This is a genomic window from Rhodohalobacter sp. (assembly GCF_034521535.1).
GTDB lineage: Bacteria > Bacteroidota > Rhodothermia > Balneolales > Balneolaceae > Rhodohalobacter.
Map to the genome: position 1 here is coordinate 425,459 of NZ_JAXHMF010000002.1, position 12,889 is coordinate 438,347.

A 12,889-nucleotide genomic window follows, 5' to 3' on the forward strand; every position below is an offset into this window, starting at 1 on the left:
CTTATGGAGACAGGTCCCTTTGAAATTAAATAAGCTGCTCAAAAATTAACATTGCGTCATTTTGAGCAACTAACTTTGCCCAAACCGTGGCAACACTATTTCGGTGGTGACAGAATAAATCTCCCCTTGAGGGGAGTACGGCTTTAGCCGGGAGGGGTGTTTGATGCGCAATTTGAAGCTTTTCCTAATCTGTCACCGGTAATGACTCCTAAACTTCAAATCAACTAACTAACATGATTTGAAACCATGTACACAGTATTAATCACTTCGATGCTGTTTTTCAAAAATCATCTCAGCACGCAACAGAGCATTTCCTTCACCAAAGCGCTGCAAAATAGCCTGATATACGGGCATCTGATCAACCGATGTATAGTTTTGAGCTGTTCTTTCAACAATAGCCTGAGATACCCGTACTGCCAGATCATCACTGTTATGGTTGCGAACAAGATCGGTAAAATAGGCTACACTTCGTTCATCAAACTGTTGCAGATCCATAAGAAAAAGTGGTATTTGGCTACTTCTGGCCCAAACGGTATGACCAGGTTCAACCTCTTCAAAAATCCTCTCTATGATTTCCGGATTATATTCGAACTCGGGAAGTTTATCATTGCCCCTTATGCTCTTTAAATAATCTCTGCTCATATTTGCGCGATGAGCGACTCCCACATAGGCAACAAGCAGCAGATTCACCTGCTGTTCATGAAGTGAACTGTTCTTCAATGCGCCAGTTATTTCATCTATGGATCTACGCCAATCCACATCAAAAAATGACTCAATTTCGCTGTTTTGAAATTCGAGCTGATCCGTTGGCGGAATTCCTTCAGAAAAACTGTAATCCACTATCCTGTACCGGAAAGGAATTGACCGCATAGCGATAAGCGGCTCAACCCAATATCTGTCATGATCATTTCTAAAAGCAAGAAATCCATCGATTGGCAGACTGTTGGGAGTTCTGTCTTCCAATACTGTTCGTCGATATGGAATGGTTTCATTCGGTATATAGCGGATTTCGAGTGAATCTGCGGGCAGATTTTTATATAAAACCGAAACGAATGAGTTGTCAGATAACTGTTCGTACCTGTCAGCGGGCGTGATCGCACTGGTACCCATCCCATAATTGAGCCCACTTACCTGAATACGCATGGTATCAGACGTAACCGGAACCATGGTTGAAATAGAGCCATCTTTATTTAAAGTAAATTCTTCTCCTGAATGAAAATCGTAATCATTGAAATTACCCAGCACCCGAATCCACTGAAGATAGCCTTCGTTTCCGAAATGCCTTCCATCTTTATAGGCCTTTGGAAGCATCAGAACGTTTATCTCCATGGATGGCTGATCATAAACCAACACCGGTATGTACATGGTATGATGAAAAACACCTCTTACCGTTAAACTGTAAATTCCCGGTTGATCGAGTTGAAGCCGGTAAGCACCGTCTTCTGCTACTTCTACCCTGATCTGTTTATCAGTAAATATATCCTTTATGCCCGGAATTATAGTTGAAACTTCTGCTTTCGGGATCAGCGAACCATCAGCACTGAGGACTTTCCCGCTAATGACGGTTTGCGCGAAAGCCTCAGTCCCTGCTAAAAGGAAAATTAAAGCGGCAACAGGTAAGTAGATTAAATTCTTCATTTTACTAATTACTAAAACCGTAGTAATAATTCAACACCACTTCCTGTAAATGCTAAAATTGTGACCGAAGCAAGCAGAGAACCTTACTCTGAGCAGCTCGGCGTATCATCTTCTTAATTTGCGGTTTAATCAAACCCGAGAACGTTCCATAACTCTATCAGTGTTTCAGTATCATTGAACATGAAATTAAAATCGATTTTAACACTCGCTTATGTCATCCTGGACACTAAAATCTATTCCGCCACACGACTGGTTTATCTGTCTCGATGTAGAGAATTACTTCGACCACGAGCATGATCCCGAATCTATTTTTGAAGAGGGCTTCACAAGGCCGATCCCGCTCGATGAAAGAGACATCGTAGCAACCATCTTTTTCAACGGTGATCCTGAAAACCCGGAGTTTCATATCGAATCAGCCGAAGATCTTACTAAAGATGAAATTGAGCAGACAAACCGAACACTGGCCAGAATTCTAGGTACCAATCTTGACTTGCGCCCGCTTTATGATCAGGCTGAAAATGATCCTATACTCGGACCTAAACTGACTGAATTCTACGGTCTGAAACGAATGTCACGCGGTACCTTGCTGGAGGATATCATGAATCGAATTATCCAGATGCAGATGGCCCATAAACCAACGGCGAAAAAAATGGCGTTCAAGGTGCGGGAAGCATATGGAACTCATCTCACCCATAACGGAAAAACCCTTCCCGCATGGCCACGACCATTTCAGCTTGCCAAAGCGGATCCGGCTCAGATTCGGAAGATGGGACCAACCCTCAGAAAAGGAGAGTATATGGTCGGACTTGCGCAGGATATTCTCGCCGGTGAAGTTGACATGACATATCTGGATAAGGAAGCCGGCCCGCAGGAATTTTACGATAAGATCTCGAAAGTCCGCGGAATCGGTCCTACCTCAGCGCAAGACCTGATGTTGTTCCGTGAAACAACCGAGGCGGTTTTTCCAAGCAATATGAAGAGTGGAGAAGAGAAAGGATTGCGAAGATACATTATCAGGAGTTATGGTGGAGATCCGGACAACACATCAGATAAGAATTTCCAAAAAATGATCAAAAACTGGAAGGGATTTGAAGCCGCTGCGATTGAATTTATGTTTGTAAATTATATTATCAATCAAAAGAAGAAACGCGGATAAATCGGATTTTGGGATTTCGCGGATGTTTGAACTGATGAGACCTGACAGCACTCACGGTGCTTTTGCGTGATTCTGTCAGCGTCGATAAGAGCTACTTACTGAAACTAGCCCTGTTATAAAAATTTATTGCCATTTATCACAACGCTGACAGGAAGATTGCCGATCAAAATATCACGAATCGTACCGCCACCTATTACCGTCACAAACGCCAGAACAAAAATACCAAACAGATAAAACCGGCTCCGAATTGCCGCCGTAACACCCGATACCGCAAAGATAAACGTTCCGGCGGCTTCAATAATCAGAATAAATTGTTCGGGTTGAATGGGCATTCAGAAAGAGATTTAATTACTGTTTTCAAACAGTGCATTTACGGGATTAACACATTTCGATAAATGAAATAAAAAAAGCAACCTCCCCTTAATCCCCTCCTTACTCAGGAGGGGAAATTTCATTTCGATATCCTCTCTTAAATATTAACTTTCTGCTTTTTCGATGACGTTAGGCAAATTTTTGAGAATATCTTCCGTCATTTTATCAAGGTCGAACTCATGCTTCCACCCCCAGTCGTTTCTTGCAGCTGAGTCATCGATACTGTCGGGCCAGGATGATGCAATCTCCTGCCGGTAATCGGGCTCATACTCAATTTCAAAATCCGGAATCTGTTTTTGGATAGAACCCGCAATTTCTTCCGGGGTAAAGCTAATTGCAGCCACGTTGTAACTGGTTCGAACTTTGATCTTTTCCTCGTCAGCCTGCATCAGCTCGATGGTCGACTTTACCGCATCGCTCATGTACATCATCGGGAGAGCCGTATCATTCTTCAGGAAGCAGGAGAATGTTTCACCGGCAAGAGCTTTATGATAAATATCTACGGCATAATCGGTCGTTCCGCCACCGGGCAGGGATTTATAGCCAATGAGACCGGGGTATCTTAGGCTCCGTACATCCACACCAAATTTGTTATAAAAATAGGCGCACCACTGTTCGCCAGCCACTTTTGTGATACCGTAAACAGTTGTCGGATTTGTCGGTGTGTTTTGCGGTGTATTTTTCTTGGTAGCATCTGGGCCAAAAACGGCAATGGAGCTTGGCCAGAAAATTCGTTCTAAATTCTTCTCCCTGGCGATACTCAGCACATTGAGAAGACCATCCATATTAAGCTTCCAGGCCAAATTAATATTCTGCTCAGCATTGGCAGACAGAAGCGCGGCAAGATGATATATGATTGTAACGTCATACTTCTCAATCACCTCTTCAATTCGTGCTTTATCCATTACATCCAGATGCTCAAACGGACCCTCTCCAATTTGCTCATTCGGCTCCCGGATATCGGTTGCAATTACATTTCCGGCACCGTAGATATTTCTCAGTTCAGCCGTTAACTCACTGCCCAGCTGCCCGAGGGCGCCGGTTACTAATATTCTACTCATTGAAACTTATTATTTATTCTAATTTATGTGTATGGTAGATTTCCTCTCCTGAGTAAGGAGGGGATTAAGGGGAGGTTGTCCCTCAAACATCATCTATTGTAAGTCCAAACTCTTTAGCTCGAGCTTTAAATACCCTTTCAAGATACTTCAAAACAGTTTCGTAATCCTCCTCAAAATCAGAATTTTGGATTCTTACCATTTTAATTCCAAGCTCATTCACATAGTCATTTTTAGCTTTATCAGCTTTCTTTTTGTCTGAATAGTGATGAACATCACCGTCAATCTCAATTGCCAGTTTTAACTTCGGACAGTAGAAATCAATTATGTAGTTGCCTACTCCAAACTGTCTTCTGATCTTAAATCCGAACATTTTCTTCCCTTTAAGATCATTCCAAAGTCGCACTTCCCATTTGGTCATGTTCTTACGAAGAAATCTTCTTTGGTTTTTGGTCTTTTTAGGATTTAACATTTTTTTATCTCGGAAAATTGATAACCTATGCTGTAATTCAAGGAGGCAACCTCCCCTGTCCCCTCCTTACTCAGGAGGGGAGCTCCTCAAATCACCACTACTTATTCAAAACCCCTAATTCCTTACCCACTTCAGTAAAAGCTTCAATAGCTTTATCCAGATGCTCTTTTTCGTGAACCGCTGAAAGCTGTACTCGAATCCTCGCTTCTCCTTTCGGAACAACCGGGTAGTAGAAACCGATCACATAAATGCCTTTCTCGAGAAGCATTTCGGCAAAGTCCTGCGATACTTTCGCGTCGTACAGCATCACCGGTACAATGGGATGATTTCCCGGCTTGATGTCAAATCCGGCTTCCGTCATCGCTTTTCTGAAATAGGTGGTATTATCTTCGAGTTTGTCGCGCAACTCAGTCGTTTCACTCAGTAGCTTCAAGACTTCAATGGAAGCCCCGGTAATGGCAGGAGCAAGCGTATTTGAAAATAGGTATGGACGTGAACGCTGTCTCAGCATATCCACAATCTCTTTATGAGCAGCGGTAAATCCACCTGATGCACCGCCAAGTGCCTTTCCAAGCGTTCCGGTGATAATATCCACACGACCCATCACATCCCTGTACTCATGAACACCACGACCGGTTTTACCGACAAATCCTGTTGAGTGGCACTCATCACTCATCACCAATGCGTTATATTTATCTGCTAGGTCACAAATTTTATCAAGCTGCGCGATGGTGCCGTCCATAGAGAATACACCGTCTGTAGCGATAATTTTTGTCCGTGCGCCGGAAGCGGCTTTAAGTTGCTCTTCCAGATCAGCCATGTCGTTGTGTTTATAAACATATCGCTGCGCCTTGCAGAGACGAACTCCATCAATAATAGAGGCGTGATTCAGCTGATCGGAAATAATGGCATCCTCTTTCCCAAGCAGCGGTTCAAACACTCCTCCGTTTGCGTCAAATGCAGCAGCGTAGAGAATCGTATCCTCAGTGCCTAAAAACTCAGAGATTTTTGCTTCCAGCTCTTTATGAATAGTTTGTGTACCGCATATAAATCGAACCGACGACATTCCATACCCATATTTATCAATTGTATTCTTTGCCGCTTCGATAACCCTTGGGTGAGAAGACAGGCCCAGGTAGTTATTTGCACAAAAGTTAATGACCTCCGCACCTTTTGTGGTCTTGATGACAGCACCCTGAGGCGTAGTGATGACACGCTCCTCTTTATAAAGTCCGTCTTTTTTGATTTGATCCAGTTCAGCTTGCAGATCGTCTTTCAGGTTTGAATACATGGTATGGCAAATTTAAATGATGAGTTGCTCTTTTTCGGATTGAAAATAAGAAAAAATGAGGAGTCTTTTGGCAGTACTCTGCACGTTATTGAGCATAAAAAACCTTTTTAAAAAATTGCCGTAACGAAAATTTCAAACTAAATAATCGGTATGGGATTGAAAGGAGGCAGAATTACATTATAACTATGTTTTCATCAACCAACACGACACCGTCTTTCATCATAGAGTAAACCTTTCACTGCACATTGGTTTATGCCATTTTTGTTTTTGTCATGGATACGTTTTTTATTGGCAGAACTAAGATTTCCTGTGTGAATAGGTGTAAAAATATTAGATCTTTAGCAGTTTAAAATAAGTTGCATAACTTTTGTAGACTTTAACCGTACAAATTCCTATCTAACCAAAAACATCAATCTATTCATACTCTATGGATGCAGATATTCTGACCTGGATTTTCCTAGGGGGCGGCTTTTTGTTAATGCTGCTCGAAATGGCACTTCCCGGAGGTGTAGCACTTTTCCTGGGATTCAGCGGTATTACAGTCGGTATACTCCGGTTTTTAGGACTCCTTTCAAGTACCGGAAGTTCCTTAGCCGTATGGCTGACTTTGTCTGTTGTTCTTACCATTGCGATTCGTCCGTTTATAAAAAAGTACTTGAAACCTGAAAGTTATTTTAAGTTTGCGGATGAAGACTACGAGGCCATGGATCAAGTAGTGGATGTTATTGAAGAGATAAATGAAGAGAATAACAGTGGAAGAATTCGGCTGAATGGAATAAGCTGGAGAGCCAAATCTCTCGACGGCACCATTAAGGCAGGTGAAAAGGTTCGCATACAATATCGTGAAAACACAACCTGGATTGTTGAAGCCCTGGGCGTGAAAGAACCATCTAAAGAGCAACTTAAAAATCGAAATAAAAACTAACTATGTGGACAGCACTACTCATATTTTTTGCCATTCTATTTGTGATTATTACGCGTCTTTTCATCATTGTGGAGTTTCGCGAAGAGGTAATCCAGGAACGCCTTGGAAAGTATAAAAAGACGCTTTCTCCGGGATTTCATTTTATGATCCCCTTTATCGACCGTGCCGCATACCGGCAGGAAATGCGGGAGCAGGTTATTGATGTGCCAAGCCAAACCTGTATTACCAAAGATAATATTGAAGTAGCCGTTGACGGGCTAATCTATATCAAGGTAATGGATGCATATCGCGCCAGCTACGGCATTTCCAATTATATAGCCGCAGCCGTGAATCTTGCACAAACCACCATGCGAAGCGAAATTGGTAAAATCACGCTCGATGATACGTTTTCGGAACGGGATATGATGAATGAAAACATTGTTAAAGAGATCGATGATGCAGCCGATCCCTGGGGAATAAAAGTGATGCGGTATGAAATCAAGAATATCAGTCCCTCCAATGATATTGTGGATACCATGGAGAAGCAGATGGAGGCCGAGCGTGAAAAACGTGCTGAAATAACAAATTCTGAAGGTTACAGGGAAGCGCGGATTAACGAATCGAAGGGTGAGCAGCAGAGCCAGATTTTAATTTCGGAAGCTCAGCGGCAGAAAAGAATCAATGAGGCAAAAGGTCGTGCTAAAGAGATTGAGTTGGTTGCTACGGCTACCGCCAATGGAATCCGACGCGTTTCCAGAGCCATTGAAAAACCCGGCGGCGATTTAGCTGTCAAGACAAAACTTGTAGAGCAGTACATCGATCAGTTTGGCAAAATCATTAAGAATACTAATGTTTCGGTTCTGCCTACGGAAACAGCCAATCTGAAAACATTTTTTGAAGGTGTTGGAACACTTCAGCGACACACTCAAAACAACAGTTCATCATCAACAGCAAATCCACAGGGGCCAACAGCATGAGTGCATTAAATATATTTAGCCAGGTCGTTCTGGCGATTTTCGCAATCTATCTTACATTCAAATTTTTACAGGCCCTCCGATTGGTTCCAAACCAGTACGCCCATATTGTTGAGCGGCTTGGAAACTATCACAAAACGCTTGGACCCGGATTTCACGCTCTGATTCCTTTTGTGGACAAGGTCGTTTACAAGCAGGACCTTCGTGAAGAAACGATTGAGGTAGAACCACAGGAATGTTTCACTAAAGACAATGTGAAAGTTGAAGTTGATGGCGTGCTTTACATAAGCGTAGTCGATCCGGTTAACGCCAGTTATGGAATTACAAATTATCGATATGCAGCGGTTCAGCTTGCCCAAACCACAACCCGCTCTGTAATTGGACTTCTCGATCTTGACGAAACATTTGAGGAACGGGCCAAGATGAGCAAGAAAGTGGTTGAAGTTTTAGGGGATGTAGAAAAGCTTTGGGGAATCCGCGTGCATCGATATGAGATTAAAAATATCAACACGCCCCGAACGGTTCAAAAAGCGATGGAGCGTCAGATGACCGCTGAAAGAGAGCGACGGGCCGTAATCGCAAAATCAGAGGGTGTTCGGGATTCCAACGTGAACGACGCCCAGGGGCGCAGAGCCGAGATGGTGAATATCTCTGAAGCAGAAATGCAGCGCAGAATAAACGAAGCCGAAGGGTGGGCCAATGAGATTGAGGCGATCGCCGAAGCCACCGCGGTTTCTATTGAACAAATCGCCGATGCTATTTCACAGCCTAAAGGAAAAGAAGCAATGAAACTACAGCTAAAGCAGAAGTATCTAAAAGTATTGGACGGGCTGGCCAAAGATGAAAATCAAATCATCTTACCAAAAGATATTACCAACTACGACACGCTGATAGAAGGTCTTTCCCTCGAACAGCTTGACGAGGTTGAGGATACAGCTAAGAAGTAGAATGCTACATCACTGGAGAAATCAGCAGGCATTGTCTCCCATTGAGGGGAGTACGGCGTTAGCCGGGAGGGGTGTAATCACACTGGACTGGCAACAAAAAAGTGGATAATCAGTTAAGGCATTCATGCGGCTGATTTATGTTTTAAGTTTTCTTCGGCCTGCATAGAGCGGAACCAGTAGGGAAACCGTAGAACAGAGAAACCGATAAACCGCAGAACCGAAAAAAGTAAGAGAAAAACTGTGGCAATAATGAACGGATTACCACTTCATCGGTTCTTCAGTTTCTCCGTTCGTCCGTTTATCGGTTTCACTTTTCCTTTCTTTTCGGTTCTCCCATTTCTTTCAGCGGTTTGAATGCTTTTTACAAATATTGCGATCAATTCTGTGCATTCGGCAATAACACCTTCAATATCCCTGCTTGATTGAAACAAATTTACACGATAACTCATCCTGAGATTTCCACGTGTTTCCCTGAGCTCTTTAAGAATAATTTTCATCTTGTGAATAAAATCTTTTCTCGACTCAGCAGCTTGCGCCTCTCCATAATGAATGCCCGGTGATGTTCCCGACCGAATCAATTGCTTTGACAAATAAAGACCGGCATACCGTTTTTTATTCATCGATTCAGCCGCTTCAATAATTATCACACCAAAATTAATCAGCCGATCTTCAAGGTCATATACTTTTCGTTTCATAACTTTCCGGTTTATTTCTCTTTTCAGTATGAAACCGGAAATCAAGATTCCTTACAATTCTTTTTAAAGATTAGCGGTAGACAGGAAAACCGTAGAACTGAAAAACCGACGAATCGTAAAACCGATAAAGTGTATTTGAGGCAGAATAGAATTTTCTGCTTCTGTACCTACTTCATCGGTTCCTCTGTTTTTCTGTTCTACGGTTCTGCGGTTTCCCACTGGGTTCTGCGTTTCAATAAAAAAGCCTCACTCCCAAAACTGGAAATGAGGCTTTCAAATTCAAACTGAATGATCAGTTCGGGTTTTATGGGGAATGAATTACATCATTCCTCCCATGCCGCCCATTCCTCCCATTCCGCCTGGCATTCCACCGCCTGGCATTCCGCCGTTGTCGTCGTCATCGTTCTTAGATGGTTTGTCGACAACTACAGCTTCGGTTGTCAGCAATAGGCCGGCAACGGAAGCAGCGTTTTCAAGTGCAGTTCGGGTAACTTTGGTTGGATCGATAACACCCGCTTTGATCAGATCTTCATACACTTCAGTTCGTGCATTGAAACCGAAAGCATCTTTGCCTTCGAGCACTTTCTGAACCACGATAGATCCTTCAACACCGGCGTTATTCGCAATCGCTCTTAATGGAGCTTCAAGCGCACGCTTAATAATGTTGAATCCAACTTCCTGGTCACCGTTATCAGCTTTCAGTTTATCGAAAACCTTGAGTGTGCGCAGGTATGCAACCCCACCGCCGGGAACAATTCCCTCTTCTACGGCAGCTCGTGTAGCGTGAAGTGCATCTTCAACGCGAGCTTTCTTCTCTTTCATTTCAACTTCAGAAGCAGCTCCGATGTAGAGTACTGCAACTCCGCCGCTCAACTTGGCAAGACGCTCTTGCAGTTTCTCACGATCGTAGTCTGAAGTAGTGTTTTCAATCTGAGATTTAATCTGATTGATTCGCCCTTTGATGTCATCAGATTTTCCATTACCGCCAACAAGAGTTGTATCGTCTTTGGTAATGTTCAATCGGTCTGCTGTACCGAGGAAGTCGAGTGTAGCATTTTCAAGCTTATAGCCTCGCTCTTCGCTAATTACAGTACCACCGGTCAGAATTGCGATATCTTCGAGCATTTGCTTTCTTCTGTCGCCAAAGCCCGGAGCTTTAACAGCTGCAATCTTCAGTGATCCGCGAAGTTTGTTCACAACCAATGTAGCCAGTGCTTCGCCTTCAATATCTTCAGCGATAATCAATAGCGGCTTATTGGTTTGGATAACTTTCTCGAGAATTGGCAGAAGATCTTTCATCGCTGAGATTTTCTTGTCGAAAATCAGGATGTATGGGTCTTCCATTTCAGTGGTCATGTTCTCACTGTTGGTCACAAAGTATGGTGAGAGGTAACCTCTGTCGAACTGCATACCTTCTACAGTTTCGAGGTATGTTTCAGTACCTTTTGCCTCTTCCACGGTGATTACACCATCTTTACCAACTTTTTCCATAGCGTCGGCAATGTTGTTACCGATCTCTTCATCGCCGTTGGCAGAAATAGTTCCTACCTGACGAATACTGTCGAGACTGTCACCAACCGGTTTACTCTGAGCTTTTAACTCTTTGACAACCGCGTTAACCGCAGTTTCAATACCGCGCTTCAGTTCCATCGGATTCGCACCGGCAGTAACATTTTTCAGACCGGTTTGAATGATAGACTGAGCCAAAACAGTAGCGGTTGTTGTACCGTCACCTGCATTGTCATTTGTTTTAGACGCAACTTCACGTACCATCTGTGCGCCCATATTTTCAACCTTATCAGAGAGTTCAATCTCTTTGGCAACAGTAACACCGTCTTTGGTTATTGTAGGTGCACCGAAAGATTTTTCAATAACTACATTTCTTCCGCGAGGACCCAATGTAACTTTTACAGCGTTGGCAAGCTTATCCACACCTCGTTTGAGTGCGTCACGTGCTTCCGCATCGTAATGAATTAGTTTTCCTGACATAATTTTATGTTGTTTTGTTAGTGTTTATTAAATCGTTTTTGACAAATGTTTTAGGATACAATACCAAGAATGTCTGATTCTCTCATAATCAGATACTCTTCTCCATCAAGAGTAACTTCGGTTCCGGAATACTTTCCGTAAAGTACTTCATCTCCTTTTTTAACAGACATGTCGATCTTGTTCCCGTTTTCAACTTTTCCGGGACCTGCTTCTACCACGGTTCCCCGCTGTGGTTTTTCTTTTGCAGTATCAGGGATGATAATTCCGGAGCTGGTTTTTTCTTCAGCTTCGATCGGGCGAACAAGCACTCGATCGCTTAATGGTTTTATACTAGCCATATGATGACTCCTTACTTATTAGGTTTTTGGTTAATCGTTTAATTTTTTGTGGCGCAAAGATTGCGCTTTTTATTCTGTCTTGATGTCTGCAACATCCGTACCAAAGACACAAATTTGCCAAATGGTATACGAATTACTCTTTCGGTGGGCTTTAGGAAGAGTAATTTTTCAAAAAAGTCATGAAAATGTGCCAAGTTGTTCAAGGCGGGCTGTCAACTTTTCATACATTTCAGGTGTCAGTGCTTCGGCGCGCAAATTAAAATCAAATTCATCTTCAGGTAACTCCGTATCCAGGCGCTTCAGGGCATTGCTCAATTTCTTTCTTCTCTGATTGAATGCCATCCTTACAACAGTTTTTAAATTCTTATCCGAACATGTCAAGTCCGGTTGATCAAACGTCAGTTTTAATACGGCACTGTTCACGTTGGGCGGCGGAGAAAATACACCGGGAGGCACATCAAACAAAATCTCCGGGCTGCTCATCAGCTGAGTCTGAACACTCAAAATTCCGTACTCTTTATTCCGTGGTTCGGCCACAATTCTCTCCGCAACCTCTTTCTGCATCATTAAAAGAGCTGAAGTGATATGCTTTCTATACTCCAAAACCTTAAACAGAATCTGACTGGTGATATAGTACGGAAGATTTCCAACCACATGAACAGGTTTGTCGGCAATCACAAATTCAGACCAGTCACTTTTTAAAATATCTTCATTAACAATTTTCAGATCCGGGTACTCCTCTGTAAGATGCTCTACCATTCTCTGATCAATCTCTACCGCAACTACGTCGTCATACGCCTGTAGTATTAAACCGGTAATCGCACCCGCTCCCGGCCCGATCTCCACGATTCGATCTTCTTTTTGAGCCGGAATAGAATCCACAATTTTTTGGATCATATTTGGGTCCTTTAAAAAATGCTGACCTAAACTCTTTTTTGTCCTGGGATGGTTTGCCATTTTCAGGTGAATATCTAAATGAAGATCTTGTTGAATTTGATTAGATTAACATAACAGATTTTTCACACTTTTACGGGTGATTCCGTTAACTAAAAAAT

14 protein-coding genes are annotated in these 12,889 nt (G+C 42.8%); 4 read left to right on the forward strand and 10 right to left on the reverse strand.

Translation table 11 applies throughout. The annotated features are described in order from the left end of the window. Positions 1 to 258: 258 nt before the first annotated feature. Positions 259 to 1,638, reverse strand: coding sequence for a carboxypeptidase-like regulatory domain-containing protein (locus tag U5K35_RS04195; protein WP_322570217.1), 1,380 nt, complete (start codon positions 1,636 to 1,638; stop codon positions 259 to 261). A 211-nt stretch (positions 1,639 to 1,849) separates the two neighbouring features. Here U5K35_RS04195 and U5K35_RS04200 point away from each other — a divergent pair, with 211 nt between their 5' ends. Then, the gene (locus tag U5K35_RS04200; protein WP_322570218.1) at positions 1,850 to 2,794 is read left to right on the forward strand and encodes a hypothetical protein; all 945 of its coding nucleotides are present in this window, start codon (positions 1,850 to 1,852) and stop codon (positions 2,792 to 2,794) included. A gap of 113 nt (positions 2,795 to 2,907) precedes the next feature. On the opposite strand, the gene U5K35_RS04205 is transcribed toward U5K35_RS04200, so the two are convergent. The 4 genes from U5K35_RS04205 to kbl form a co-directional block, all read right to left on the reverse strand. After that, complete coding sequence (locus U5K35_RS04205; protein ID WP_322570219.1) at positions 2,908 to 3,126, reverse strand: TRIC cation channel family protein; 219 nt, start codon at positions 3,124 to 3,126, stop codon at positions 2,908 to 2,910. A gap of 144 nt (positions 3,127 to 3,270) precedes the next feature. Then, complete coding sequence (locus U5K35_RS04210) at positions 3,271 to 4,227, reverse strand: NAD-dependent epimerase/dehydratase family protein (protein ID WP_322570220.1); 957 nt, start codon at positions 4,225 to 4,227, stop codon at positions 3,271 to 3,273. An 82-nt stretch (positions 4,228 to 4,309) separates the two neighbouring features. Beyond that, complete coding sequence (locus U5K35_RS04215) at positions 4,310 to 4,696, reverse strand: endonuclease domain-containing protein (RefSeq protein ID WP_322570221.1); 387 nt, start codon at positions 4,694 to 4,696, stop codon at positions 4,310 to 4,312. A 97-nt stretch (positions 4,697 to 4,793) separates the two neighbouring features. Further along, complete coding sequence (gene kbl, locus U5K35_RS04220; RefSeq protein WP_322570222.1) at positions 4,794 to 5,987, reverse strand: glycine C-acetyltransferase; 1,194 nt, start codon at positions 5,985 to 5,987, stop codon at positions 4,794 to 4,796. 427 nt (positions 5,988 to 6,414) lie between these two features. Between kbl and U5K35_RS04225 the strand changes: the two genes are divergently transcribed. From U5K35_RS04225 to U5K35_RS04235, 3 genes are read left to right on the forward strand one after another with little or no spacing between them, the layout of a single operon-like run. Then, on the forward strand, positions 6,415 to 6,912 hold the full coding sequence (locus U5K35_RS04225; RefSeq protein ID WP_322570223.1) for an NfeD family protein: 498 nt from the start codon (positions 6,415 to 6,417) through the stop codon (positions 6,910 to 6,912). A gap of 2 nt (positions 6,913 to 6,914) precedes the next feature. Further along, positions 6,915 to 7,868 carry an SPFH domain-containing protein gene (locus U5K35_RS04230; RefSeq protein WP_322570224.1) on the forward strand — a complete coding sequence of 318 codons (954 nt, stop codon included), beginning with the start codon at positions 6,915 to 6,917 and terminating at the stop codon, positions 7,866 to 7,868. Then, complete coding sequence (locus tag U5K35_RS04235) at positions 7,865 to 8,812, forward strand: stomatin-like protein (RefSeq protein ID WP_322570225.1); 948 nt, start codon at positions 7,865 to 7,867, stop codon at positions 8,810 to 8,812. The genes U5K35_RS04230 and U5K35_RS04235 overlap by 4 nt, the downstream gene beginning before the upstream one ends. 266 nt (positions 8,813 to 9,078) lie before the next feature. Here U5K35_RS04235 and U5K35_RS04240 read toward each other — a convergent pair whose 3' ends face one another. The 5 genes from U5K35_RS04240 to rsmA form a co-directional block, all read right to left on the reverse strand. Continuing rightward, positions 9,079 to 9,507 carry a four helix bundle protein gene (locus tag U5K35_RS04240; protein WP_322570226.1) on the reverse strand — a complete coding sequence of 143 codons (429 nt, stop codon included), beginning with the start codon at positions 9,505 to 9,507 and terminating at the stop codon, positions 9,079 to 9,081. A gap of 63 nt (positions 9,508 to 9,570) precedes the next feature. After that, a complete protein-coding gene (locus U5K35_RS04245) occupies positions 9,571 to 9,726 on the reverse strand; it encodes a hypothetical protein (RefSeq protein ID WP_322570227.1) in 156 nt (51 codons plus the stop codon). Between the two features lie 99 nt (positions 9,727 to 9,825). After that, positions 9,826 to 11,496, reverse strand: a complete 1,671-nt coding sequence (gene groL / locus U5K35_RS04250; protein WP_322570228.1) for a chaperonin GroEL — start codon at positions 11,494 to 11,496, stop codon at positions 9,826 to 9,828. A 50-nt stretch (positions 11,497 to 11,546) separates the two neighbouring features. Beyond that, positions 11,547 to 11,834, reverse strand: coding sequence for a co-chaperone GroES (gene groES, locus U5K35_RS04255; protein ID WP_069133402.1), 288 nt, complete (start codon positions 11,832 to 11,834; stop codon positions 11,547 to 11,549). Positions 11,835 to 12,011: 177 nt separating this feature from the next. Beyond that, entirely contained in the window at positions 12,012 to 12,791 is a 780-nt protein-coding gene (rsmA, locus tag U5K35_RS04260) for a 16S rRNA (adenine(1518)-N(6)/adenine(1519)-N(6))-dimethyltransferase RsmA (protein ID WP_322570229.1), read from the reverse strand. Positions 12,792 to 12,889: the final 98 nt, after the last annotated feature.

Bases quoted from the DNA above. Each gene is read 5' to 3' on its own strand.
- U5K35_RS04195 (WP_322570217.1), bottom strand. From the start codon at position 1,638: ATGAAGAATTTAATCTACTTACCTGTTGCCGCTTTAATTTTCCTTTTA.
- U5K35_RS04200 (WP_322570218.1), top strand. From the start codon at position 1,850: ATGTCATCCTGGACACTAAAATCTATTCCGCCACACGACTGGTTTATC.
- U5K35_RS04205 (WP_322570219.1), bottom strand. From the start codon at position 3,126: ATGCCCATTCAACCCGAACAATTTATTCTGATTATTGAAGCCGCCGGA.
- U5K35_RS04210 (WP_322570220.1), bottom strand. From the start codon at position 4,227: ATGAGTAGAATATTAGTAACCGGCGCCCTCGGGCAGCTGGGCAGTGAG.
- U5K35_RS04215 (WP_322570221.1), bottom strand. From the start codon at position 4,696: ATGTTAAATCCTAAAAAGACCAAAAACCAAAGAAGATTTCTTCGTAAG.
- kbl (WP_322570222.1), bottom strand. From the start codon at position 5,987: ATGTATTCAAACCTGAAAGACGATCTGCAAGCTGAACTGGATCAAATC.
- U5K35_RS04225 (WP_322570223.1), top strand. From the start codon at position 6,415: ATGGATGCAGATATTCTGACCTGGATTTTCCTAGGGGGCGGCTTTTTG.
- U5K35_RS04230 (WP_322570224.1), top strand. From the start codon at position 6,915: ATGTGGACAGCACTACTCATATTTTTTGCCATTCTATTTGTGATTATT.
- U5K35_RS04235 (WP_322570225.1), top strand. From the start codon at position 7,865: ATGAGTGCATTAAATATATTTAGCCAGGTCGTTCTGGCGATTTTCGCA.
- U5K35_RS04240 (WP_322570226.1), bottom strand. From the start codon at position 9,507: ATGAAACGAAAAGTATATGACCTTGAAGATCGGCTGATTAATTTTGGT.
- groL (WP_322570228.1), bottom strand. From the start codon at position 11,496: ATGTCAGGAAAACTAATTCATTACGATGCGGAAGCACGTGACGCACTC.
- groES (WP_069133402.1), bottom strand. From the start codon at position 11,834: ATGGCTAGTATAAAACCATTAAGCGATCGAGTGCTTGTTCGCCCGATC.
- rsmA (WP_322570229.1), bottom strand. From the start codon at position 12,791: ATGGCAAACCATCCCAGGACAAAAAAGAGTTTAGGTCAGCATTTTTTA.